Here is a 25,334-nt window from a genome sequence, read left to right as displayed (position 1 = left end):
CTTATTCCTCCTTTGTCTTTAACGTCGCCGCGACTGTGACATCCAGCGCTTCGGCTGCTTGATAGGTCAAGCACACCACATACACCGCGATACTGCGCCGATGATGATCGAGGTAATGCAGCTGGTGAACCGTGATTTGCGCGCCATGAGCCACCACGATACATGTAACATCGCGGTGCGTTATCTGCACACTATCTTCACTGATGACTGGTTGATACAAGGTCACCAGCCGCTCGCACACGGTGTTGGTGGTTTGCTTGAAGCGATAATGATCCTTGAGCACAACGCCATTGACTTGCGGCAGGTAGGTGCGCGTGAATGTTTGCAAGCCTGCCTCAGCCGGGTAAAGATCCGCTAACGCCAAGGTGAGCTGATTGCCAGGCGCAGCTATTGTGGTTGCGCCGTGCGGGCCAGGTTGTTGATCATGGTGATTGATTTCTGGAATAGAATGCCCACCTGCCGACGTTGGCAGATAATCATACCGCGTATCTTCGGTAAAATACTGGCGGGTATATTCACCGGCGCCAAGGTCCGTCAGCAACCAAGTACCATTCATTCCTAATAACCACTCACCCACGTCAAGATGGTTATGGCTTTCATCATTTCGTCCACCTTTAGCGGCAAAGACGGTCCCGTTTGGCAATCGCCGCAACCACCACTGCACGTCTGCAAAATACGCACTGTTGCCACTGGTTGCTTCAGGCAGCTTTCGCCCGTAAGCCAATGTCGTCGCGAGATGAGCGAAGCGATAACACTCGTCACCATCCAAGTCCTCAACTTGAGGGGTCAAGGGAACCGCCACATCATAAGTATCCGCACACAAGACACTCAGACCGACTGGGACAATGCTTGACGCATAGTCTGAGAATGGCAAGAATTTGCCGGCGCCCACCTGTACTTTTGCCGGGAAAGCCGCGATTGCCTTGACCTTTGGCAATGTCAAGAAGCGGTCATCATCAAATACAGCCTCATACCGCTTAGCAAAGTATAGGTAATACCCAAACCCATATACCCAATAACCCACGCCCTCAACACAAGCCCCGTCTTCTGAATAACTCGTTAAATACTCAGTCAGGATCTGATCGACCTTTGCCAAGATAGCGACTTGTTGTGGGTCATCAGGTGCCAGAAGGTCCAAAGCGGCCATACCAATTGAACCCGCAATCACTGCGCTCCAATTGTTGTGACTGTGCTCCCAGAACCAATCATGCGCTAAGAACGGCTCAAACAAGCGAGTTTGCACATTATCGCGAATTCGGGTGACAATCAGCGGATCTAATTTGGCGCCGATGTGCGACACAATGTCTGCTAAAGCTTGACCACACTCGGCGCCAAAAAGCTCGATACACCCACGCAAATCACCGGCAAACTGATCATTATGCCGCGGCAGATGAGCAGGTAAGGCCCAGGTGAATTCGTCGCAGGTCGCCCACAAGACCTCTTGCAGCAACGCCACAGTGGCTGCATCAGCTGCCTGATACGCCTCTAAAGCCAGCACAGCCATTTGGCGGCGGCGAGCAAAATACTGCGCCTCATACTGATCCCGGCGGCCAGTGGTCAAGAACTCTTGAAAATGCGCGTAGTTGATTTGCGCCACCGTACCTTGAGCAAGATAAGTTTGTGCTGCTTGGTGAACCTGTTGCGCTAATGGAACAACAAATTGGTCCATTCTACTTGATACTCCTTTGTACTCAATATGATAAATAAAGGCGGATCACGATCACCCGTGATCCGCCAGCCATCGTTAAACGTTACTGATACTCATACTGTAAGAAAACCGGATATAGCTTATCGCAAACAAAATACGCAGCAGCAGCAAACCCGAACAGCAATGTCAGCAGCGTTCCTAAGGTGAAGAAGAAGGCGCTGAAACTAAACAGCAACAAGATTGCCCCAATCACCCCGATCACCAGCAGCGTCGTCCTCAAATTCAGCAACGCGATCTGCATGGATACCTTCAAGGAATGAAAGAAACCATCTTGGTACCGCGCGGTGTAGGTGAAGACATACATAATCATGATGACGCCCACCACTGCCAGTAGCATCACCCCGATCAAGCCAATGATGTGGCTGATCCCACCTAACACTGGCAGACACGCTAAGGCCAACCACAACATCACAATCAAGGCCAATACAACACCGCTTAAAGCAAAGCCTCGCCCAAGTTCATGCCGCCAAGTGCCAAAATACGCTGACAACACATTTGGATTCTTCCCGGTCACCATCGCCATTGTCGTGGCATGCAGGGCCAACATGCTGGGCCCCAGCGTGACCAACGGCAGACTCGTGATCAAGAACAACATGTTCAAGAAGAATAGATCCAGCAATGTCGATAGAAATTTGAAACTTTTGGTTTTTGGATCAACTAAGAAACGCATTATATCATCCCTTCACAGAACCAATCATGACCCCTTTAACGAAATACTTCTGGACAAATGGGTAAATGCACAGAATCGGAATTGTTGATAAGACGATAGCCGCGTACTTGATCGATTCAGCGAAGTTGTTGACCGTATCCGAGGAGGCCCCTTGACTCAACGTATCGGTATTAGCCAACAGGACTGCCCGCAACACGTTCTGAATTGGTAACAAGGTATTATCTTTGATATAAATGGATGCACCGAACCACGAATTCCAGTGACCAACGCCATAATACAGTAGCAGAACTGCTAAGGTTGGCTTAATCAACGGTGTTACGATTTTGAACAGGATCGTAAAATCCGTTGCACCGTCCATACGGGCTGATTCAAACAGACTTTCCGGGATTGCATCGATTGCTGATTTACAAATAATCGCGTTATAGACACTCAACGCCCCAGGAATGATCAACGCCCACAAATTATCATACAAGCCCAAACTCTTCATGTTCAAATATGATGGAATTAAACCACCACTGAAGAACATGGTGACCATGATGAAGCCCACGATATATTTCTTAAACATCACATTCTTGGCAGACATGAAATAGCCGCAAAGCAGGGTCATTACTATATTTAATGGAAGCGCCAGCAGCAAGATGATAAAGATGTTACGAAACCCACTGGCAATCAAGGGATGCGTTAACGCCTGGGTATACGCGCCTAAGTTGAACGAATGCGGCCAGAAGATGATCCCACCACTTCGTGTCACATCAGCACTGTTGGATACAGATGCCATGACCACATACCAGATCGGATAGAAACACACGATCATCAAGAAGGCCATGAACAGCGCATTGACCACATCAAACGTACGGCTGCCAAACCCCTCTTTAATTGTTTTCGTTCGTTGCATGAGACTCACCTCCTAAAATAGCCCTTGTTCAGTCGTCTTTTGCGCGATTTTATTGGCCAACAAGAGAACGCAGATATTGACCACGTTATTAAATAACCCAATCGCGGTACTATAACTAAAGTCGGCATTCAAGATCCCCATCCGATACACATAAGTCGAGATAACATCGGCAACCTGATACGTGGATGGCGAATACAGCAGCAAGATCTTCTCGAAGCCAACCCCAAGGATCCCACCCATGCGAAGAATGAATAAGATGATAATCGTTGGCCGCAAACCGGGTAAGGTGACGTGCAACATCTGTTTAAAGCGCCCGGCGCCATCGATGCGTGCAGCTTCATACTGCTCTTGATCGATACCTGACAAAGCGGCTAAATAAATGATGGAATCCCAGCCCACCGACTGCCAAATCCCCGAAATAATATAAATCGGTAGGAAGAAAGCCTTATTTGCCAGCAAGTTACCTTGAATCACCCCAAAGTTAGAAATAATGTGGCTGATGAAACCATCTGATTGGGTGAATGTCTTGACCAAGGCGCACATCACAACCAACGAAATGAAATAAGGCATATAAGTAACAGTCTGAATGACGCGCTTAAAGACCTTATTGCGAATCTCATTGATCAACAATGCCAAGATGATTGGCGCTGGGAATCCAAATATGATACTCCAGATACTGATGCGGAACGTGTTCATGATGATTCGCGGTGCAGACGGATCCGCGAAAAACCGACGAAAATTCTCAAACCCTACCCAAGGACTACCTGCCATCCCTAAATTCGGCTTATAGTCTTGAAAGGCGATCAGTACACCATACATTGGTCGGTAAGCGAAGACAATGAAGTAAATGATCACCGGTAAGATCATCAAGTACTTGACTTTGTTCTGTTTGAAATCTGCCGCGACTCTAGTCTTGAAAGTCTTCTTCTTCACTTGACCGATCTTCGGTGGCGTAAGCGCTTCGTTCATTGTAATGACTCCTTTCTAATATCGATTACTACGGCGAGAGTAAAACAAAAGAGGGTGCCATCTTAACTTGCACACCCTCCCCCACTGATTGGAATATTAACGCTTCAGATAACGATCAAATGCCGCCTGACGAATTTTCTCAAGCTTCTTTAACCCTTGCTTGTTAAGTTCCTTAACAAAATCATCATATTCCGAGATTGGTTTATCGCCAGTAATGAAATTGTAGGCATTTTCGGTGACATAGGTGTTTAATGTGTTTGAAATCGTTGCAAACTCTTTGCTTTCAGCGGAAGTCATCGAAATTGGTTGATTCAAGCGGGCATCAGCGGCCGCCTTATTATTGTTGAACCAAACATCACCAGTTTTAATAGAAGAGGCGTTGGTAGCAGTAGCAGACACGTCTTGCATACCCAGTCCACTACCAGTATTCCCAGTATAGAGTTTCCGTGCTTCAGAGATACCGATCTTAGCCTTCAAGACCTTGTCAGTGTACACCGGCTTGCCATCCTTCATCGTGTAAGAGACGCCTTTGGTCCCCATGTTCCAGTACAAGTTGCCTTCCTTGGAATAGGCGTAGTCTAACCACTTCAAGGCTTTGTCGAGTTCCTTACCCTTAGCAGAAGTCGTCACGACCCAAGCATCACTTGCTACTTGTCCGTTGGCGTAAATTGAAGCAGACTTCTTGCCATCCGCCTGATTGGCATACATCACAGGTTGCCAGTTTGCTTTACTGCCAGCTTTCTTGGCATTATCGTTAAAAATCGTCAACCGTGAACCATACGTAAAGGCAATCCCAACTTTATCATTTGAGACCTTAGTTTCCAAAGCGGCATCATCCATGGTCACAACATCTGGATCGATGTAGCCTTTCTGGTACATCTTGTGTAACCAAGCCATGTAATTACGCCATTCTGGCTGAGCTTGAGCAAACTTAACGGTTTTGCCGTCTTTATCGATATACCAACTTGGTAAGGCAGTCGCGTAGGCGCCAAATGCCCCCGCTAAACCCGGATCCATCTTGTCGTTAACCCAGGCCATGGTCGCATGATGCTTTTCTTTGAAGTCCTTTAAGACGGCTTCCCACTCCTTGATATTTGTCGGAGATTTCAACCCATCAGCATCCAACCAGTCTTGTCTAATCTGAGGGCCAATGAAAATTCCTTGAGACGGGTCTTCACGGAAGAACCCAAAGCCAAAGTATTTCCCGCTATCAGTCTTAACCGCCTTATCAAATTCTGGATGACTCTTCAAAAATTTCCAGTAATTCGGTGCTTTCTTCGGTAATAATTTCGTGAGATCGTAAATCGTGCCATCTTTGATGTAAGCTTCTGCTTCACTACGCAATGTATAATGAATAATATCGGGCTTAGTTTTCTCGGACATCATTAAGTTGTAAGCTTGTGCCCAATCTGTCCCTTCAGATGGGAATTGCCAATCAACTTTAATACCGCTTGCTTTAGCTAGGCCTGTATGGAATGGAGATTTCTTCCAACTGGAAACTGTCGACGAAGGAGCTAAATAGGGATCCCAAACCGTGATATCTGCATCACTCTTGGTCTTAGTAGAGTCTGCAGATTTCTTACCACACCCTGCTACGATGCCTAAAGATGCAAGTAACGTCAATCCAATTGCTATGTACCGCCGTTTCATCTTAATCCTCCCTTTCTTCTGAACATCTTAACTTTAAGCGAACGCTTACAATTCGCAAATAACACAATTACGACATCGTAATAACAACCTTTAACAGTTTGTTTGCGCTTTCTAGTACGCTTAGGTATTCCTACAAATTAGCCCGGCGGTATTGTTGCGGCGTCATCCCATATTGTTCTTTGAATATACGAATGAAATATTGCGAAGTATGGTAGCCTACCATTTTGCCAATGTCTGACACCATCAGGGTTGACTCAAGCAGCAACTTGGCTGCTTTCTCGATGCGCCTGGTGGCTAAGTATGTTGAGAAATTCTCACCAGTGACTTGCTTGTATAACTTAGATAAATACGCTGGATGCAGGTATACCTTAGCGGCTAGCGTTTCAAGCGTCAGGTTCTGATTCAGATGCGCATCAACATATTCGTTAACCTTGGCAATGACGTCCTTGGAAGTGACCTTGGCGTTATTCACTGTGGTCCGATTCTGTAATTGAGTGATCAAAGCATGGGCCAATGTCATATCCGCACGCTTCAACTCCAACAGCCAAGCAGCGTCTAGCTTGCCTGATGCCCCGGCAATATGGGCCATCAAGGTCACTAACCATACCGGCTTTAAGTTGGTTGGTAAATCCGCAATTAAAGTCAGCATTGCCGCAGGATCGCTAGCCAGTTCACCAGAAACGGTAGTGGTGGCTGACGCATTGCCAGCGTACGGTACCCCACCAAAGAACTGGTAGAAAGCTTCCCGCAGCGTTTGCTCGTTGGCAAAGCTAAAGGGTGCCGAATACGCTAAGCCGGCCGCCGACCAACTTTGTGGCGCATAACCAAAAGCCTCTCTAACCCCGCGCCAAACACAACTGGACTCAGGCAACTGCAGAGTGGCTTCATTCGGTCCGCGAAAGAAGCGCAGCACCCGTTGCGTATCATCATTCAAGGGCGGCTGAATCAGCCCCGCTACAGCATTGATCAAGTGGACCAAGGCCTTCTGGGCTTGCTCTGGATCAGTGGTATTCAATACTAATTCCGGATATTTGGTGATGAAGTCGGTTAAGGCCTTCGCTAATCGTTCCTCAGTCAGCGGCTTCAACAAGTAGTCACTCACCCCATAGTGGATCGCTTCTTGCGCATAACCGAAATCTGAATACCCAGACAGCAACATGACCTTCGTTTGGGGATACTGCTCCATGATCTGTCTGCTCAACATTAGGCCGGTTGTTTCAGGCATCCGAATATCCGTAATCACCAAGGCAACGCTGTGCTTAGCCAACTTGGCCAACGCCTCTTCGCCGCTATGCGCCACATGCACCGTCTGAAACCCGAAGCGTTGCCAGTCGACCAAGTGTTTCAGATACTCTGTAATATATTGTTCGTCATCAACGATCAGCACTTGCATCCGAATTTAACCCCTCTCATTCTTTTGCGTCCCCCGTCATTAATGGTACCCAGAACGATACAACCAGTCCGACTTGCGACTTAACATCGGCCACTGCAAAATGCAGCCGGCTGGCCTGGCCATACTTGTTGATCAGGCGCTGATTGGCGTTCCATAACCCCACACTACCGTTAACTTCCGGCAGCGGCGCATTGATCCGTGCCTCCAAAGTCGCGATTTCACCTAAGGTCATCCCGCGGCCGTCATCTGTCACTGCAATTTGATAGCCTGCATCAGCATAGCTGACGACAACATTGACTTCATGAGCCCCGACTCGCCCTTCGATGCCATGGTAAATAGCATTCTCTGCTAACGGCTGCAGGATCAGCTGCATGAACGGCTGGTCCCCAAGTTCAGGCGGATAATCCACAAAGAAATCAATTTCCTTGCGCAGACTCATGATTGTCAAATAGTTCTCAGTGAAGGTCAACTCCTGTTCTAACGTGACTTTGCTAGTGTTCTTCTTCGTAACGTAACGATAATATTCTGCAAGATGGCTGGTCATCATCGTAACTGCTCGCGGCGATGTCTCAGCCATCGACATGATAAACAGCAAGTTGTTGTAGAAGAAATGAGGATTGATCTGCGCTTGCAATTGGCGAAATTCTGCGGTTTGTCGCAGCGCAGTTTCCCGCTTCAAGTTCTCCAATAACGTATGTGTCTGATCAGCCATGTCATTGTATTTGGCAAATACGCGCTGGAATTCACCATCATTGGTCTCGGGGATCCGTGCCGTATAATCGCCGCGCTCTGCAGTGCCTAAATATTTGAATAAGACTTTCAGGTGCCGATAGATCTTGAAATAGAACAACGCCGCGATCCCAACTGCAGATACGGCCAAGGTCAACAGCCCCAACGTTGCAAATAAAACAGTCCGCACCATCGACTGAGCGGTTTGACCAATATGGATCTGTGAGATCAACCATCCGTCTGCGCGCGTGTTCTTGATGCCAATCACTTGCACGGCACTGCCTTTGATAATCATCCGTCTGGAGAATTCAGTGACCCCTTGGTGATCATATTGCTTCAGCAACGGTTTAATCGACTCAGGGAAAGCCTTAAGACTGACGACTGTGCCGTTATGATAACTGAAGGCTGTGGTAATCCCAGCGGTGGTACTCGCGTCGTCAATTAGGTTGAATAAGTAATCTTGGCGCACCTTGCCTGCCACCAGAAAGGTATAGTGGTCTTGGCTGCGCATGATCGCATTGAAAGGATTGAAATTCACATAGTAGAAACCGACGTTCTTGACATAGTACCAACCAGGCTGATCAATCTTCTTAATGGCTTTGCGCAATGCGGCTTCTGCAGATTGATCCAGGGTATTTGCGGATATTAGTCGATCCTGCTTACGCCAATAGACACTGACGCTGCCCAGCACCTGTGAGCCTGACACCACGCCTTGCAGAGTGGAAGTAATCGTGCGTACCTGGTCGACTGCTTGGCTTGGTTTACTATCCAAGGTTGGATCAGCGACCTTATCCAGCGTTTCGTTATCCAGCAAGCTGGCCACGCCAAACTGCGCCGATTGTAAGCCGTTGTCTAAGCGATCATCCAAGTAATTGAGTTGACTTTTGGCGTTACCGATCATCGTCCGCTCGGATTGCTGGACAATATAATACGTCATCGTCCCGAACGTCACCAGAATCACGCTGACAAACAGAATAAAAATCAGCATCAAGCTGCGGATCGTTAATGAACCCTTCTTATGTGTCATAACCCCATCCCCACAAAGCGGTGCCCACCCTTGGCGGACACCGCAGAAATTCAGACTATGACTATCATAGCACGTATTACAAGCGCTTACTTAGTTGTTCTAACGGCAACCAGCGCCATGTACTGCGTCAAGCTTTGACCGGTTTCGATCACTGCTCCTGACAGCAGATCGCGCGCACCAACATATTCATCGGGTATCGGTTGGGTTTGAGCGGTGAAGTTGATCAAGAAATCATATTGTACGCCATCTTTCTCGCGTCGGCTGATTTCTAAGGCACTAGGCTGCTTGGTCAATGCGGTCACCTGCGCCACTGCACAGATCATGTCCAGGCAGTGCGCCAACGTCTGGCGATCAAGTTGAGTCGCCAGATAATAAGCTTGACCCTTGCCATAATTATTCTGTGTCACTGCCGGCATCCCGGCATAAAAATCACTGGCATAGCTGGCAACTACCGACGCCGTAGTTGCATGCGCAAGATCACACAAGAACCCGCATTCACCAGTAGTCCCATCAGCAAAGGTCACCTGATTGCGTTTATCCGGCCAAATTGCATCACTTTCTTCGACCCATAAGCCCACGACATCCCGTAACAGTCCTGGGTATCCGCCTAAGGTAACGTTATCTGAATCACCGACCATCCCGCTCATATAAGTGGTGACAAACACGCCGCCTTGGCTAGTATAAGCTTCGATCTGTTGGGCAATTTCTGGCGTGACCATGTACAAAACAGGCGCAACTACCAAAGCATAACGCGCATCAATTGCCGCTGGGCTGATTAGCTCTACTGGGATATTACGCTTGTAGAAATAATCGTACAGATATTGGATCTGTTGCACATAATGCATCTCGTTGGTCGGTCCGCTGGCGTATTCCACACCCCAGAAGCTTTGCCAATCAAACACCAACGCCACTGAGGCATGCGTTTGCGCACCAACAACCGGCGTTAGCTTCGCCAATGCCTCCCCAGCGCTGGCCACTTCATGGATCACCCGAGTATCGGTGCGTCCAGAATGTTCGATGACGGCCCCGTGGAATTTCTCTGCCCCACCAACCGAGCGACGCAATTGAAAATACAGCGACGCATCAGCCCCATGCGCGATGCCTTGCAGATTCTGGGCCCGCAACTGGCCAGGGCGCTTGAGCGCATTGTATTGTTGATAATTCTGCTGACTAGGCGTTTGCTCCATCACCATAAACGGCTGTTGCTTTAGCCCCCGCATCAAGTCGTGAACGAGCGCGACATTGCTCCAAGGCGTATCATATGCTGGGTAATTATCCCAGGAGATGATATCCAGCTCCTTAGCCCATGTCGCGTAATCGACCCACTTATAAGCACCCATGAAGTTTGTCGTGATTGGCATGGTACTGCCGCTGGCTTTGATGATGTCACGCTCCATTTTGTACAAATTAAGCATCTGTCCAGAGTTGAAACGCAGATAATCAATCGCCATTCCTGGATAATATGGCGCGTTAGGGTGTACCCCATCCCCGCGCCCGTTAGGCAGAACAATCTGATTGAAGTCAGTCAGTCGGTGACTCCAGAAAGTCATATTCCAAGCAGTATTTAACGCATCGATTGTTTGATACTTGCGCTTGCACCACAACTGGAATGCCTGCTCACAGCGTTCACAATAGCAGCGTCCGTTATACTCATTATTCACATGCCAGCAGACGATATGCGGATTATCATGATAACGTGCAACGATTTTTTCGACGAGTAATCGTGCAAAATGGCGATAAACCAGGCTTGTCGGGCAGAAATTATGCCGACTGGCAAATTTATTGGTCAAGCCTTGATAATCGACTCGTGCCACTTCTGGATACTTGTGAAACAGCCACGCTGGCATAGCGGCAGTCGACGTGGCCAAGATCATATCAATGCCTTCCCCAGAAAGCTTGGCCACGATCGCATCTAGTTCTGTGAAATCATAGACGTCTTCTTCAGGCTGGATATTGGCCCAAGAAAAAACGTTGATCGTTGCCGTGTTGATCTGAGTATTCTTGAACACCTGAATGTCCTCGTCCCATACTTTCTCAGGCCACTGTTCAGGATTGTAGTCACCACCGTACAGAATATGTTTAAATTGCGTTGTCATCTCATTACTCCTTATCTTAATACGCCCGGATGATCCCAGCCGGCGTGACCAATGCGACCCGTCCATATACCTGATGCCCATCGACGAGATACCCGCGCCGCGAATCTGCATCTTCGAAGTGGTTAATCACCAGATACCGCTCAGTACCCAGCTTGAAGGCCGATGCATTACTGCTGCGGCGATCGCTGCCATACTCATTCTGAACAGCAACCGGCGTGATCGAAATTGGCACCCCGCTTAACGTGATAAACGTGCATATCGATAACGGCGCTGATCCGCTCACCGTGTAAGTCGCCATTGGTGCTTCATGCTGCTCATTGTAGTCATCAGAAACAGCTTGGCTGCTTAAGGTGTAACTGCCATGCGCATCCGCGTTAGAATCAAACGTCGTCACATAATACGGTCGCGCCGCTTGATCGTGGTACACCAAGGTATTAGCCGCGTCGCCTAAACTCAGTTGGTTGCGTTTAAAATGGTAGAATTGCTGGTATTGATGGCTGCCTGCGCCAATGAATTCATCGACGATCACAAACAGATCCGGCTTCACATACAAGACCTTCCGATTGGTGTACAGCGCCTGCGACAAATCGAGATAACCAAGGTGCCCGCCTTCTGCAAAATCCAAGCCCGGCTTAAAGGCAGCATGTGCGTTGACGGCGTGCGTCACTTTCTTGGCATCCCAGCAGTTCGCATGTTCATTGATCGCAATACCATCAACCATCGAGGTGTTATGATACTGCGGCGACTTAAAGGCCAAGCGATGATGATGAGCGTCTTCGTAGCTATACCGCCCAGAATCAACCAGAATATCTTCACCATGGGCAAATAACGCGACGTGCAACAAATCATCATGCCCATGGCCATGCCCTAAGAAACCGCACTTGAAGCGCGCATGCAGTTGAATCTGGGGATCTTTAAACAAATAGATGCCCGCTTCATTAAACGCATACGATTGATCAAATGCTGGCACTGTTGGGTCAGGCTTAGGGACCACGCGCCCATAATGGGTCAACACCAATCGATTCGGCACCGCAACAGTATGCCGGTCCAGCAGGGTCAAACCGGTAATCTGTTCGATCAACACCAGCAAATCATCGAGATACTCACGGTCACTATCGCCATAATTATCTTGAGTACCATCAGGTTTTCTAAACCTGGCGGCGGCGATCGCCATTCTGCGCACAACCGCAGGGATCGCTACAGGCAGTCCCCGATCGTTGCGTTTGGCCAGTAATTCGATTTCCGCTAGCTTTAATAATACTTCGTTGTGATATTGATTGGACTGCTCCCAATGCATCCCTTCAGCCGTTTCTTGCGTTAAAGCAGCTTGGGCAACATAAGGCAGACACTGGGCGACAACGCCTGAGGCCACTGATAATTCCTGAAAGAACAAGCCGCCGATGTAGGCGCCGTTGGCTTCGATCACGACCCAATTGGTTTGCAAGCGATTTAAGTTCCAGCCTCGTGTTAAATATTGCAGATGTACTGCCGCAGCACTGCACATATCCGCCAAAACACGCGGATCAAAACTTTCGTCATGTAAGAAGATCTCTAACGCTTTCACCCAGTTGCGCAAGCGGATGGCCGCGTCGATGGAACGCCAGCTTGTTTGTGTGTGCCCTTCTGGCGTCGCATTCTTGCCGATCCAATCGCTGACTAGCGATTCAAACAGCCGAGTATACTTGGTATCTCCCGTCAATAAGTAGGCCTGCGCCAACACGTTCAAATAGTTCTGCCGGTTTAACATGAATGTCCATTCCGGATCATGTGCAGGATTTAACTCCCAGTCGATATCGCCAGTAAAGCGATACGGCACTTGTGTCCGCTCCATATCCCAAGGTTCTTGGAAAAGAAACTCGTGCTGCATTAATGCTTCAGCCACTTGCAGCACATGGGCCTGCTCTGGTTGTGGCAGTTGGTGCATATCAGCCACCACGCTATCATAGCTGCGACCGCCGCCGAATAGGAAACCTTTGAAATTATTCCGCTGGCGATAATACGCGATTAACGCTGCCAAGGCGTCTGGCTCTGCGCCATCGCGCACAGCGTGGCGAACCGCCTCAAGTTCAGGACGCGCTAAATCTAACTGTGTGAACACCTGATGCATTTGTTGACACCTCCATAGTAATTCACACTCACGATACTAAAGCGCTTCCAGAAGGTGAATAGTAACTTTTTGCGATAATGGTACTTTCTTAACTCGCCATTCGCAATCGCTTACAATTGTGAGCATCACGAATGCATTTAACTCAATCACCGTAACGGTAATATTCTGCACGCTTTACAATTCCTGCTTCACCCATACGATACCTTCTCCAACACCCTTGACACCCCTCTGCCGGGTGGGTTAGCGCAGCATCCCTTCCCAAGCAAATGCTATAAAACGCATATCATGTTTCACGGCTTAATCTGTAAGCGTTGACATTATATGCTGCAAGCCTATATATTAAACGCGAGCAAAACGATTCCACTTACATCTCCATTGAATTTGAGCAATCAAACAATAAGAAAGTCAGGAAAGTCATGCCAGAAGAACAATTCCCCAAGGCCAGCAATCAACAGTTTGAATGTCAATACTGGCAGCTTGATACCGCGGCGCCAGCCGAATTTGGACAAGCACTTGCACTTAAAGGTGATTTTCAATTTACTGTGCCGTTAAAGACGATCAAGCTTCAGACCCAAGCCGCTACGCATACCTTGCTTGCCATTCAAGTATCCTTTGATGGCGCACAGTGGTCAACATATTCCCGCGGTGCCGAAACAGACGCCGAATCGATCGACTTGGCTAACCAAGCAGTGCGCTATGTCCGGTTGATTGCGTCATCGAACGCAACAGATACCAACGAGCACACGATGCAGGAAAATGAGTTCTTTGACGCTGTTGGAATCAAACAAATCACTTTTGTTTCTGGAGTTGGCGTGTTGGCAGTCCCTGCCCCTGAATGGTCAGACCTATTACCGCAAAAGGAAGGCTGGACTGGCGGCGACGGTATTTATAGCTTTGATTTGACAGACCTTGATGATCAGTCACGTGTGGCTTTTGTATTTGGTGACAGCTTCATCGGCAAAGTTGATCAGCCAACGCGCCACCTTGTCAACGATGTAATGATCAATAATAGTATGGCAGTATTGGATGGTCAGCAACCCAACCCCACCAAAATCAGGTTTAGCTACCAAACCGATCAAAACCAAAAGCCGGTTAGCCTGTTCACGCCAGCAAAGAATTTGAATCTGCGCAAAGATGCCTATTTCTGGATGCAAGACGGGGTCTTGATCGGCGAACGGTTGCACTTTCTGCCATTAATTGTGGTACCAAATCCTGAAGGTCGAGAAGGTTTTGAGTTCGCTTTTGAAGGGGTGGTCCATCTGAGTGTTGCCGTTAAAGACGGGAGAATTGACTTGGACTCGGTAACACAAGAGTTTGCCCCGATGCGCTATCGAGCTGATAATGGTAAAGAAACGATTTTTACCTCTGCTTATTTGCGCAAAGCCCATTATCCGCAAGCGGATGACCTGCTTTATGCCTACGGGGTCCAGGAATGGGAAACCCATCGCCCTGTGGTGGCGCGGATGGTGGCCAAAGACTTCGCGCACTTTGACACTTGGGAATACTACAATGGCACCACCTGGGTCAAAGATCCTAAAGCTGCAGTACCGGTGGCGCCAGAAGTTTCCAGTGAATTTAGCGTCAGCTACTGTGAATCGGGTTTCTATGCTGGTAAATATGTCTTGATCTGGCAGGAATGGGGTCCAGGCGGCAGGTTGTGCATGTATACTGCCGATCGACCAGAAGGCCCGTTCACCCACAAGCTGCCGCTGTATTATGAACATGAAGCCGAACACAGCAGCACCATTTATGTGTATAACGCCAAGGCGCATTTGGCGCTTTCCTCAAATGACGAACTGCTTGTATCCTATAACGTCAATACGACCAGTTGGGATGAACATGAGGAGAATGCTGATATCTACCATCCTCGATTTGTCCGGCTGATCCAGCTTCAGTAAAGAATCGTTAAAAGGACCCCGCGATCTCAGAAATCGAGATTACGGGGTCCTTCTAGTACAGCCGATGATACCCATCAGCTTCTACGGTTCAAACAATTTTCGTACAACCTGTTTGATATTAGCTTTATGATTGTATCGTATCGGCACATACAATACTAAGTTCTTCATCTGCCATTTCCGCAATTGTGGTGACGCTTCAACGCGCACACCTAGCGCATGCCCGCGTTTATCAAACATTAAATCATCATGCAACCGGCTAAGCTGTGCTTTTGTCAAAGGCAATGGTGCCAAACCCTTGTCTTTAGCGTATTGCCGATATTGCTTTTGGTCTGAGATCACCAAATCGACATCCCCAGCTGCCAGCGTCGTGATGAATTTCTCTTGCGCCGCTGCATCGCTGGTTGTGCCCCAAATGACATTCAGCTGATGGGATCGATGATCATATTTAACCCACTTGTTAAAGGCCTTGGTCATGTCGGCTTGATGATTGGGCTGATTCTGACTGGTCAACACTGTCACATCCAGAACCGATGCTTTCTTCTTCGGGGTGGCGATCACCACCGCTCCGATGAGCACGACTGCAGCAATGATAATCGCGCCGATCCACCAATAGATCTGCAGCAAATATTGCAGTTTCTCTTTTCTGCTGCGATTGGAATGCAGCACTTCTTTAACTTGTGTTTTGATCATTGGTGATCAGCTCCCTTTGTCGTTACTCCCATTCTAGCCAACTCGCCAAGTGAATGACAGCCTTGATCAGCTCATTGCCGCAAATACCATGACTCATTTAAAATACTGGTTTAATTCTTCAGTCATCGCGGCTTCAATACCTTGCGCATCCGCACGACTGGCTGCTGAAACAGACAGATAAGTTTTCAGCTTGGGTTCGGTGCCGCTTGGCCGGATCGTCACTGAACAATGGTCTGCCAGCTTGAATTTCAGCACATCGACTTTAGGCAAACTGCCTACACCTGTGGCGTAATCGACGGCTTCAACCACCGACTTGCCGCCAAAGCTTTCGATACGCGAATCGCGCAGGTTGGCCATGATACCTTGCATCTTCGCACTGCCTGCCGCGCCATCAAATTCATAGCTATGTAAGGTATTGAGACAATAGCCATATTCGTCATACAGCTGGTTAAGCTTCTCAAGCAAGGTGATCCCGCGCGTTTGATAATAGGCAAACATCTCACAAATCAAAAACGCCGCATCGACACCGTCTTTATCGCGCACGTAGGTACCAGATAGATAACCATACGATTCCTCAAAGCCAAAAATGTACGAATCGCGGCGGCCAGCAGCTTCTAAGCGGCCGATTTCTTCACCGATAAACTTAAACCCAGTCAGTAAATTGACCGTTTTGACCCCATAATGAGCGGCAATGCGCTCAGCCATATCGATCGTTACGATCGTCTTGACCAGCTCCGGATCTTGCGGCATGGTGCCGTTAGCCAACCGCCTTGTGCAAATATAATCCAGCAGCAGCATGCCCATTTCGTTGCCAGATAACAGCACATATTCACCGTTACTATCACGCACTGCAGTCCCAACGCGATCACAATCCGGATCGTTGGCTAATAACAAGTCTGCGCCTCGTGCGGCCGCGTACTGCATCCCCAGCGCCATGGCTTCTTTGATCTCAGGATTGGGAAATGGGCAAGTAGGAAAATCACCATCTGGTTGCGCTTGTTCCGGCACCACAAAGATATTGGTGAAGCCAGCTTCTTTAAGGGTACGGGTGACCGGCTTTAACCCGGTGCCATTCAGCGGCGAGTACACAATCGCCACATCACGATCAATATGGTCATCATCAGCCACCAACGATTCGCCGTGCACCGCGGCTACGAAGCGATCATAGACGTCATCGGTGATGAACGCCACTTGGCCGGAGGCGACCGCGTCAGAAAAGGCGACTTGTTTCACATCCTCGAATGGATCGATGGCTTCAATTGCCGCCAAGATCACCGCTGCCGCTTCGGTGGTGATCTGACAGCCATCAGCCCCGTAGACCTTATAGCCGTTGTATTTGGCCGGGTTATGCGAAGCCGTGATCATGATCCCGGCGGCACAATGCAGCTCCCGTGTGGCAAAACTCAAACAAGGCGTGGGCATGATCTCGCGGTATATTTCAACTTGGATCCCATTTGCTGCGAAAACCCCTGCGGCCACTTGTGCAAACAATTCAGACTTATGCCGCGAATCGCGAGAAATTGCAATACGCCGCTGCCCCTGTGGAAAATTGGCGATGACGTAATTGGCCAAGCCTTGTGATGCTTTGGCAACCGTATAGATATTCATACGATTGGTGCCAGCACCGATCGTACCGCGCAACCCGCCGGTACCGAAAGCCAAATCTCGATAGAAAGCATCTTGGATCAACGCTTCATCACCAGCCATTGCCTTAAGTTCTGCTGTGACATCCGGATCTTCAGTTGCTTCAGCGACCCAACGCTGATAACGTGCTTTTTCATTCATGGTTAACTTCACCTCCGTCAGCTCATCTTGACTGGCAAAATATTCCCATCAGCGTCAAATTCAAGGCGATCCATGCACAAGACGCGATTAGAACCATCCTTTTCACCCAAGGCGCGACGATGGTAGATGATCCACCAATCGCCGGTTTGCCGATCTTGGACCACACAATGATGCCCTGGTGCTTCAGCGACGCGATCGTCCCCCTTTAAGATGACGGCTTCTGGAATGAATGGTCCTTCAAGCGACTGCGCCTTGGCGTACACCACTTGATAGCCTGCCATCGACCAAACCCCTTCTGACCACATGAAGTAATAAGTGCCGTCTTTCTTGATCATGCACGGTGCTTCAACATAGCCTTTAGGCGTGACTTCGCGGAAAATGGCGCCATCGGCCATCGGCTTAAATCCGGTTAGATCATCATTGAATTGCACCAGGTTGCAGTGGCCCCAACCGCCGTAATAAAGGTTAACATGATCGTCTTCGATATACACATGCGGATCGATCGGCTGCGCGCCGTTGATGAAATTGCCGATCAACGGATGACCCAAAGCATCGCGATAAGGTCCTTGTGGCTGATCCGCGACAGCTAATCCCAACCCGCCGACTTCATCATCGTTCTTGATATCGTTGGCCGCAGACACGATATAGTATTTGTCATGCCACGTAAATTGTGTCGGCGCCCACAATTCACGCTCGGCCCAAGCCACATTGGCAATGTCCAACACAGCCTTCTCTTTGGTCCAATGCTTCAGGTCTGGACTATGGAATGCGTCAAAATACGTCTGTTGCGGCCGCTGACACGAGGTAGTCGCAAACAGCCAATATTCATCCCCGTACAGCCGGATCTCAGGATCCGCATAATAACCTTCAATGATAGGGTTCAATACTACTCCTCCAATCTCTTATCCAATAAATCGCCTGACTTAGCCAGCTCGATCCAATTCCCGCTGGCACTGCTTTGATAGATCCCAGTCAATAACGCCAAGGCGTCACGCCCGTCTGTTTGAGGCAAATAACCGATCAGTGGGTCGTCGATCCCTTCGATGCGGTTAACAAAGGCGCGAAACAAACGCCGATGACCATCGCCCCAAACTGCCTTCTTCCCGGCCACGACAGCGCCGACTTGATCCTCGATCAATTCACCATTGAGCCGCAGCTCATGCATCGTCAAAGTAGCGGTTCCTTGAGTGCCGTCAAAAGTCATCACCGGGTCAGGATCACTGGAATAATCATTCGTTGCAAACACCACAGCATTGACTTGATGCGGTAAAACCACCGTGGCCATTGCGGCATCTTCAACTTCGACTGCCCCGTCTAACAAACTCGTCATGATCCGCCCTTTGACGCGTTGCGGCTGTCCGCACAGCCAACAAAGCGCATCTAAGGTATGGATCGCTTGATTGATCAACACCCCGCCGCCTTCAGTGGCCCAGCGGCCTTTCCAATCAGCCGCTTGGTAATATGCATTATCTCGATGCCACGTTAATTCACACTTCACGCCTTTCAACTGACCCAGCGTGCCTTGTGCCAGTAATTGTTTCAAAGCGACAAACGACGGATTGAAGCGATTCTGGAAGCATACCGTGTAAGTACCTTGGCTTGCTTGCGCAGCGGCCAACACCGCATCTGCTTCACTGACGGTTTTGGCCATGGGTTTCTCGCAAATCACGTGTTTATTAGCCGCCAAGGCAGCGATCGTCATTTCTGCATGGCGATAATGTGGGGTAGCGATCGTAACCACATCCACATCGCTAGCCAAGAGGTCATGATAATCTGTATACGCCTGCAAGTCGCCGTGACTTGCGGCAAAAGCTTGCAACTTTGCTTGATTGATATCGCAACACGCCACCAACTGCGCGTCTGGGATACTGGCGATCGCATCAACATGCGCATGGGCGATCGCACCGCAACCAATAATGCCAAATTTAAGCATTTGCTTTCTCCTTTAATACGTGCCTTTCGTATCAAGTGTGATCGATTGCGTCTGCTTGACTTTGGAAGTGGCGATGCGCGCCTTCAGTTCTTTCAAGAACAGTTCTTCATCGATTGGCAAATCGACCCAGCGCTTCTGCCAAGCTGAAAGATGGATCGCATTGGAAATACTCAGCCCATAAATGCCATCGCTGGCTGGTGACATCAGCGGCTCATCAAACAAGATATGATTGACGAAATTCTGCACCACTTGTTGATGCCCAGAATCACCATCGAATGGCACATTTAACGGCACCTCATGACATGGCGGTTCACCAAAGCCGCCAGTATACGTCGCATTCCACTCAGCTTCGTCGACTTCACTTTGCCACCAGCGAATCTGCTGGTTTTCAATGACGAGCTTGCCTTTGGAACCGACGATTTCGAAGCGATTCGTCCCTGGCGTTTCGGTGGTCGTGGTCACAAAAACCCCGGTGGCGCCATTGGCATATTCAACATAGGCGGTAACTTCTGTTTCCACTTCGACATCACGGCGCTTGCCAAAATACGCAAAACCCATCACACGCTTAGGCATGCCACAGATCCATTGCCACAAGTCCAGTTGGTGCGGATCTTGATTCAACAAGACCCCGCCGCCTTCACCAGCCCAAGTCGCGCGCCAGCCACCAGAATTATAGTAACTCTGCGAGCGATACCAGTCAGTAATGATCCAATTGGTACGCCGCAGTTCGCCGAGTTGGCCACTTTGCACGATTTCGCGGGCTTTCTGATACACCGGATTCATCCGCTGGTTATACATCAACGCATAGGTCAACTCTGGATGCCGCTTGGACATTTCGATCGCTTCGCGCACATTTTGGGTATAAACACCGGCGGGCTTTTCACTTAACACATGCTTGCCAGCTGCCATCGCCGCTTGGGCGATCACTGGGTGGAAGTAGTGTGGTGTGGAGATGATCACCGCGTCGATATCCGGGTCTTGCAGCAATTCGTCAGATGTTGCGTATTGTTTATATTGCGCACCGAACCGCTCGGCTGCTGCAGCCAACTTCTGCGGGTCAATGTCGCACAACGCCACCAGCTCTGCGTTGGCGATTTTACCAGGAGCCAGATAGCTGGCGTGTAGCGAACCGATATTGCCCACTCCAATGATGCCGATTCTTAGCTTTGCCATTTATTGCCACCTCTGTCCCATTGTCGCAAACAGCTTGCGCAGCGCCTCTGCAGCAACATCAAACAATACCTCGCCATCCCCGCGGGCGCGTTGGAAGGAAACGGCGCTATTCTCAAGTTCCGCGGAGCCGTCAAACATCGTCAAGTGTGGTTCAATCGAGGCAAAGCCGTGGAAGTCTTCAGCAACCAAGGCCGTCAACACGTCTTGGACTCGCCCTTCGCCTTGCCCCGCCGGTGTCACATGGCCGTCTGCATACACCGCATCTTTAATGTGCATGTAAACCACGTGTTGCTTCAACAAAGCCAACGCATGCGGAAAGACTTGGACGTTACATTGCACGAAGTTAGCCGGGTCAAAAGCCAGCTGCAACTGTGGATCATTTAGTGTGGTGACCAGATCTAAGCAGCGTTCTGGTGTATCGCCGAAGATCTCTTTTTCATCCTCATGCAGCAACGTGATTTCCGGATAAGCCTTAGCCTTTTGCAAAAATTGCCGCCACCGGGCGATGACTTCATCACGGTATTGCGCCCAGTCGCCGCCAGCTTCTGGTAAGTAGAAGCTAAACATCCGCACATATGGGCTCTTAAAGATGCGTGCAATTTGCAGCGTATGTTCAAAGCGCGCCAGATGCGGCGCAAAAGGCTCATCGATACGGATCTTGCCAATTGGTGAACCGATGCTGGACACTTGCAACCCATTGGCTGCCAGCTGCGCTTGATAGGCTTTTGCGGCCTCTAAGGTAAAATCACTGACACTGGTGTGATCGATTGCCCGCAACTCCAGGTGGCTGATGCCATTGGCCTTCAGTGCGCGGATCTGCGTGGGCAAATCAGGCGCAATTTCGTCGGCAAATGCCGAAACGGTAAAATTTTCCATACGCTTTCCTCCGCCAACCGTCATCATGCATACAGGTTTCTGATTACGGTCGCGATTTCTTCAGCAAGCACCTGATTACCTTTATCATTAAGATGAAGATGGTCTGGTGATTTGTAATAGCCCGGCTCTTGCAAGCACAGTGAATACAGGTCATTGATTGGCACATTATCCAATAGCATCACGGCTTCAGCCGCTTTGTTATAAGCTTTCACCCAATTATTCTGATAATGGATCATCGCCCCAGTGCCTGAGTTATCCACGCTTTCCCCTTCTCGTTCAACTGGCAAACTGTTGGCAAAAATCAAATGCGTCGTATGGGCTTTAAGCAACGGAACCAAGCGCAGTAAATATTTCACATACTCATCAAGCGGATGCAGTGCCTCTTGCATCGGCGCTTCGATGTTCATGTCCCAATAGCCGTTATTCCAATGGATCACATCAAACGGCGCGTCTGCGTGTTTGAAGATCTGATTGACCTGCCACAGCGTACTGGAGCAATCACACCCGTTGCCTTCTGGTGCGATCACATCAAAGTCCCCTTGCAGCAGTTGCTTAACATTATCTTGATAACCCATACGAATCGAATCGCCTAATAACAGTACTCTTTTCATTGATAAATCCTCCGCTTATCATCTATTTGAGTCACCGCCGGCTTGCTGCTGGGCGGTTTCAGCTTTAGTCATCGAGAACGGTGCATCAGCGTTATAGCACGCTTCATTAGGCACCACGCCTAAGGTAAAGGCCAAAGTCCCGCCACTGGCTAACTGCTGATGCGTGATGAAACATTGCTTCTGCTGCGCACCATTGAACACCACGTGATCGACAAACTGATGGTGCAAGTCATTCTGCGCAGCTGTCACAGTCACTGCCGGTCCATCACTCAAGTGGATCGTCGCTTGGTCAAACAGTGGAATACCTAGCAGATACTCGCCGGTTCCTGGGCAGAACGGATACAACCCCAACGAGTTGAACACATACCACGCCGCCATACTGCCATTGTCTTCATCCCCTGGATAAGCATCCCAACCGGCGTTAAACTGCTCCAACATCATGCGCTTAAGCATTGGTTGCATCGCATAGGACTTGTTGATGAAGCTAAACAGATAAGGCAAATGAAACGATGGTTGATTGCCGATATTAACCTGACCAAACTTCAACGCCTCAGCTTCACGCATTTCATGGATAATGAAGCCATAGCTGCCCACTTGATAGGCAGCAGGTTGGTTGCACAACTCCGTCAGCTGCTGATCAAATGCTTGCGGTGATGAGAAGCTTTGCCGCAAACCTTCGATATCGTGATAAACCATGTAAGTCTCTTGCCAGGCATTGCCTTCGGTGTAGTCCCCACCCCAGCGCAATGGATCAAAGTTTTCTCGGAAGTGCCCATCAATATCGCGACCAACCACGAAGTTGCGCTTAGGATCAACCAAACGCCGATAAGACTTGGCGCGTTGCCAATACTTCTTAGCCGTGGTCTCGTCTCCTAGCACGCGGGCCACTTGGCTCACGCTGAAGTCACTGTAGCTGTAGTCTAAGGTATGGTTCACTGATTCTTTGTCAGAAATTGGTACATAGCCATACTGCTTATAGTCATCGATATAATTTCGCCCGTAATTGGTAATCGAGCTTTGGTCTTCTGCGGAATGGATCATTGCCTGCAAGAATTCTGGCATATCATCCAAGCAAATACCTTTGACCGCCAAATCAGCAATTACAGTATCAAACAACGTGCCTGGCATCCCGCCGGTTTCTTCAGGTGCCAACCACTTCGGCAGGTAGCCAGACTCGCGATAACTGTTCAGAAAACCCGCCATCATTTTCTTTAATTCAGGCTGATCGATCAGCGTCAACAACGGGAACACCGTCCGCGAAGTATCCCAGAAGCCGGTATTCATATATAAGTATCCAGGCCGCACCGTGTCTGCATAAACATCGTAATGGATCGGCTGGCCTTCTTCTTCCTCCCAACACTGCATTGGAAACAGGCTGGTCCGCCATAGGTTATGATAGAAAGTTGCCACATTACCTGCATCATGATCTTGCACCGAGATCCGCGCCAGCTTGGCTTGCCAAGCGCGTTTGGCCGCAGCCAGCGATTCTGCGAGTGACGTTGTCGGCAAGTGACGAAGCGCCAATTCTGTACTGATAAACGATGTCCCCAACGAAACTTTAAGCGTTGCAGTCGTGTCGGCAGTAACAACATAGCCCTCACCATCTTGTACCAGTGTGACTGGTTGCGAGAAATGCAACACAAAGTATAAAATCAGCGGATGGCTGTGGTAAGGGTCAGCTTCTTGACTCACCCCACTGATGGTTTGCGCATCAAGCTGCTTCGCCGCTCCGTTAACCAAGCGCGTCAAATGAAACCCTTTGGTAGCTAACGCACTGGTCAACTGCAGCACAGCGCCATATTCAGTCGGGACCAAGTCGAGTGCCCACTGTCCGGCGGTGGACTGCAAATGCAAGTGATGCGGGTGAAACGCCGCTGTTTGAGGTTCATATGACGCCATCTTCAACTTTGGTTGAGCACTAAACGGCAACAGGCTTAAGGTGCAGAAGTCACGCATCCACGGACTGGCCTGATGCGTCAGACGAATTCCAGTCAGATACGGCATCGCCGGGTCGAAGAACCACGATGACGGTTGATTCTCCACGGCGAAATAATTCATCGCATAAGGCAGCCCTGTCAATGGTAAACAATTGCCATGTGACAACTCAGGCATGTTATGCGTGCCGTGCCGCGTATCAATATCCTCAATATTAAACATCATCCACCTCGTCATTGATGTTCGAATATGCAGAACGGGCCAAAACCCGAGGTCTCCGAGTTTTGGCCCACTCCACTTGTCATTAAAATCAGCCTTGGCCTACCTGATAGCCGGCACACACGATTTGCCCATGGCCTGCAAAAGGATAAGGAATCGCGGTACGCCCTTCTTGAACATCATTGATGCCACTGTACAAGTCGACCAAACCATCATCGCGAACGACCATGCCACTGGTGAAGGCACAATCGGTCAGCGCCGGCTGCTTGGCTGGGCCTTGCGGGAATGAAGCCCGCGTGGCAATCAAGTGATAATCATGGTATTCACGAGTGACTGGATCCAACACAAAGGACATGTTCATATAAACTGATGTGCCATCTTCCAGATAAGACACATGGCCTAACACCCCGATTTGCCCATCTTCTAACAAGAAGGCCTGGTTACACCCGCCCCACTCGTTATCGCTGAACAAGCCTGGCAAATACTCAGCGTCTTGGATCACCTGTGATGACAGTTGATCAAGTGAATCAATAATCGTAAAGCCTACCATCGATTCGCTGCCATATTTAGCCAGCACGTCTTTGTCCCGCGGCCGCGAGAAGATGCCGATGCGGCCATCTGCCAACTCAACCAACCGAATATCTTTCATCCTGGATTATTCATAGAATTTCAAAAAAGCAGCGCAATCCCATGATTCACACGGGACTGCGCTGCTTTGGTGTTTCACCCATTGGGTGCGCCTATATGCTAAGGTTAAGTCGACAAAAACCATCACGAAAGCGAGGCTTCACACCATCTCAACTTTAACCAGCTTATCCCTGCAATGCAATACCAATGTGACTGTGACCGCCGACGGCGGTCAACTTTCAAATGACGCCGGGCTCGTTTTGTTCCAAGAGTTTCTTCATCGTATCAACTTTAGGCAACTTGCCAATCAGTGCCTCAAGTTACCAGACCAACGACGATTCTG

General features: G+C 49.2%; 19 protein-coding genes. 1 reads left to right on the top strand and 18 read right to left on the bottom strand.

All coding sequences use genetic code 11. The features are described 5' to 3' along the window. Nucleotide 1 precedes the first annotated feature (1 nt). The 9 genes from ACGG90_RS10335 to ACGG90_RS10295 form a co-directional block, all read right to left on the bottom strand. A complete protein-coding gene (locus ACGG90_RS10335) occupies nucleotides 2–1,669 on the bottom strand; it encodes a hypothetical protein (RefSeq protein WP_390409154.1) in 1,668 nt (555 codons plus the stop codon). A gap of 82 nt (nucleotides 1,670–1,751) precedes the next feature. Then, nucleotides 1,752–2,378: a DUF624 domain-containing protein gene (locus tag ACGG90_RS10330; RefSeq protein ID WP_390409153.1), complete on the bottom strand. Its 627-nt coding sequence runs from the start codon at nucleotides 2,376–2,378 to the stop codon at nucleotides 1,752–1,754. 4 nt (nucleotides 2,379–2,382) lie between these two features. Then, nucleotides 2,383–3,273 carry a carbohydrate ABC transporter permease gene (locus ACGG90_RS10325; RefSeq protein WP_390409151.1) on the bottom strand — a complete coding sequence of 297 codons (891 nt, stop codon included), beginning with the start codon at nucleotides 3,271–3,273 and terminating at the stop codon, nucleotides 2,383–2,385. Between the two features lie 12 nt (nucleotides 3,274–3,285). Continuing rightward, entirely contained in the window at nucleotides 3,286–4,242 is a 957-nt protein-coding gene (locus tag ACGG90_RS10320; protein ID WP_390409150.1) for an ABC transporter permease, read from the bottom strand. Between the two features lie 96 nt (nucleotides 4,243–4,338). Beyond that, nucleotides 4,339–5,892, bottom strand: a complete 1,554-nt coding sequence (locus ACGG90_RS10315) for a hypothetical protein (RefSeq protein WP_390409149.1) — start codon at nucleotides 5,890–5,892, stop codon at nucleotides 4,339–4,341. 130 nt (nucleotides 5,893–6,022) lie between these two features. Further along, a complete protein-coding gene (locus ACGG90_RS10310) occupies nucleotides 6,023–7,285 on the bottom strand; it encodes a response regulator transcription factor (RefSeq protein ID WP_390409147.1) in 1,263 nt (420 codons plus the stop codon). Nucleotides 7,286–7,301: 16 nt separating this feature from the next. Next, complete coding sequence (locus ACGG90_RS10305) at nucleotides 7,302–9,041, bottom strand: sensor histidine kinase (protein WP_390409146.1); 1,740 nt, start codon at nucleotides 9,039–9,041, stop codon at nucleotides 7,302–7,304. Between the two features lie 86 nt (nucleotides 9,042–9,127). Then, nucleotides 9,128–11,137 carry a beta-galactosidase gene (locus ACGG90_RS10300; RefSeq protein WP_390409144.1) on the bottom strand — a complete coding sequence of 670 codons (2,010 nt, stop codon included), beginning with the start codon at nucleotides 11,135–11,137 and terminating at the stop codon, nucleotides 9,128–9,130. A gap of 16 nt (nucleotides 11,138–11,153) precedes the next feature. Then, nucleotides 11,154–13,244: a heparinase II/III family protein gene (locus tag ACGG90_RS10295; RefSeq protein ID WP_390409143.1), complete on the bottom strand. Its 2,091-nt coding sequence runs from the start codon at nucleotides 13,242–13,244 to the stop codon at nucleotides 11,154–11,156. Nucleotides 13,245–13,660: 416 nt separating this feature from the next. On the opposite strand from ACGG90_RS10295, the gene ACGG90_RS10290 reads away from it, so the two are divergent. Continuing rightward, complete coding sequence (locus ACGG90_RS10290) at nucleotides 13,661–15,142, top strand: DUF4185 domain-containing protein (RefSeq protein ID WP_390409141.1); 1,482 nt, start codon at nucleotides 13,661–13,663, stop codon at nucleotides 15,140–15,142. 81 nt (nucleotides 15,143–15,223) lie between these two features. On the opposite strand, the gene ACGG90_RS10285 is transcribed toward ACGG90_RS10290, so the two are convergent. The 9 genes from ACGG90_RS10285 to ACGG90_RS10245 form a co-directional block, all read right to left on the bottom strand. Beyond that, a complete protein-coding gene (locus ACGG90_RS10285) occupies nucleotides 15,224–15,832 on the bottom strand; it encodes a hypothetical protein (RefSeq protein WP_390409139.1) in 609 nt (202 codons plus the stop codon). A gap of 93 nt (nucleotides 15,833–15,925) precedes the next feature. Next, on the bottom strand, nucleotides 15,926–17,617 hold the full coding sequence (locus tag ACGG90_RS10280) for a phospho-sugar mutase (protein WP_390409137.1): 1,692 nt from the start codon (nucleotides 17,615–17,617) through the stop codon (nucleotides 15,926–15,928). Between the two features lie 17 nt (nucleotides 17,618–17,634). After that, complete coding sequence (locus ACGG90_RS10275) at nucleotides 17,635–18,501, bottom strand: glycoside hydrolase family 43 protein (RefSeq protein WP_390409135.1); 867 nt, start codon at nucleotides 18,499–18,501, stop codon at nucleotides 17,635–17,637. Between the two features lie 2 nt (nucleotides 18,502–18,503). Further along, a complete protein-coding gene (locus ACGG90_RS10270; RefSeq protein ID WP_390409133.1) occupies nucleotides 18,504–19,550 on the bottom strand; it encodes a Gfo/Idh/MocA family protein in 1,047 nt (348 codons plus the stop codon). Nucleotides 19,551–19,562: 12 nt separating this feature from the next. Next, nucleotides 19,563–20,723: a Gfo/Idh/MocA family protein gene (locus ACGG90_RS10265; protein WP_390409131.1), complete on the bottom strand. Its 1,161-nt coding sequence runs from the start codon at nucleotides 20,721–20,723 to the stop codon at nucleotides 19,563–19,565. Next, entirely contained in the window at nucleotides 20,724–21,599 is an 876-nt protein-coding gene (locus ACGG90_RS10260; RefSeq protein WP_390409130.1) for a sugar phosphate isomerase/epimerase family protein, read from the bottom strand. Between the two features lie 23 nt (nucleotides 21,600–21,622). Next, nucleotides 21,623–22,210, bottom strand: a complete 588-nt coding sequence (locus tag ACGG90_RS10255) for an SGNH/GDSL hydrolase family protein (RefSeq protein ID WP_390409128.1) — start codon at nucleotides 22,208–22,210, stop codon at nucleotides 21,623–21,625. An 18-nt stretch (nucleotides 22,211–22,228) separates the two neighbouring features. Next, nucleotides 22,229–24,367 carry a GH92 family glycosyl hydrolase gene (locus ACGG90_RS10250; RefSeq protein WP_390409126.1) on the bottom strand — a complete coding sequence of 713 codons (2,139 nt, stop codon included), beginning with the start codon at nucleotides 24,365–24,367 and terminating at the stop codon, nucleotides 22,229–22,231. 88 nt (nucleotides 24,368–24,455) lie between these two features. Continuing rightward, a complete protein-coding gene (locus tag ACGG90_RS10245) occupies nucleotides 24,456–25,013 on the bottom strand; it encodes a DUF1861 family protein (RefSeq protein ID WP_390409124.1) in 558 nt (185 codons plus the stop codon). Nucleotides 25,014–25,334 lie beyond the last annotated feature (321 nt).

This window comes from Lacticaseibacillus jixiensis (genome assembly GCF_042847315.1).
GTDB lineage: Bacteria > Bacillota > Bacilli > Lactobacillales > Lactobacillaceae > Lacticaseibacillus > Lacticaseibacillus jixiensis.
This window is presented reverse-complemented; position numbering and strand designations above follow the sequence as displayed.

Coding starts and splice junctions, on each gene's coding strand:
- ACGG90_RS10245 (WP_390409124.1), bottom strand. CDS start 25,013: ATGAAAGATATTCGGTTGGTTGAGTTGGCAGATGGCCGCATCGGCATC.
- ACGG90_RS10305 (WP_390409146.1), bottom strand. CDS start 9,041: ATGACACATAAGAAGGGTTCATTAACGATCCGCAGCTTGATGCTGATT.
- ACGG90_RS10250 (WP_390409126.1), bottom strand. CDS start 24,367: ATGTTTAATATTGAGGATATTGATACGCGGCACGGCACGCATAACATG.
- ACGG90_RS10325 (WP_390409151.1), bottom strand. CDS start 3,273: ATGCAACGAACGAAAACAATTAAAGAGGGGTTTGGCAGCCGTACGTTT.
- ACGG90_RS10255 (WP_390409128.1), bottom strand. CDS start 22,210: ATGAAAAGAGTACTGTTATTAGGCGATTCGATTCGTATGGGTTATCAA.
- ACGG90_RS10260 (WP_390409130.1), bottom strand. CDS start 21,599: ATGGAAAATTTTACCGTTTCGGCATTTGCCGACGAAATTGCGCCTGAT.
- ACGG90_RS10290 (WP_390409141.1), top strand. CDS start 13,661: ATGCCAGAAGAACAATTCCCCAAGGCCAGCAATCAACAGTTTGAATGT.
- ACGG90_RS10335 (WP_390409154.1), bottom strand. CDS start 1,669: ATGGACCAATTTGTTGTTCCATTAGCGCAACAGGTTCACCAAGCAGCA.
- ACGG90_RS10270 (WP_390409133.1), bottom strand. CDS start 19,550: ATGCTTAAATTTGGCATTATTGGTTGCGGTGCGATCGCCCATGCGCAT.
- ACGG90_RS10265 (WP_390409131.1), bottom strand. CDS start 20,723: ATGGCAAAGCTAAGAATCGGCATCATTGGAGTGGGCAATATCGGTTCG.
- ACGG90_RS10315 (WP_390409149.1), bottom strand. CDS start 5,892: ATGAAACGGCGGTACATAGCAATTGGATTGACGTTACTTGCATCTTTA.
- ACGG90_RS10300 (WP_390409144.1), bottom strand. CDS start 11,137: ATGACAACGCAATTTAAACATATTCTGTACGGTGGTGACTACAATCCT.
- ACGG90_RS10330 (WP_390409153.1), bottom strand. CDS start 2,378: ATGCGTTTCTTAGTTGATCCAAAAACCAAAAGTTTCAAATTTCTATCG.
- ACGG90_RS10285 (WP_390409139.1), bottom strand. CDS start 15,832: ATGATCAAAACACAAGTTAAAGAAGTGCTGCATTCCAATCGCAGCAGA.
- ACGG90_RS10280 (WP_390409137.1), bottom strand. CDS start 17,617: ATGAATGAAAAAGCACGTTATCAGCGTTGGGTCGCTGAAGCAACTGAA.
- ACGG90_RS10295 (WP_390409143.1), bottom strand. CDS start 13,244: ATGCATCAGGTGTTCACACAGTTAGATTTAGCGCGTCCTGAACTTGAG.
- ACGG90_RS10320 (WP_390409150.1), bottom strand. CDS start 4,242: ATGAACGAAGCGCTTACGCCACCGAAGATCGGTCAAGTGAAGAAGAAG.
- ACGG90_RS10310 (WP_390409147.1), bottom strand. CDS start 7,285: ATGCAAGTGCTGATCGTTGATGACGAACAATATATTACAGAGTATCTG.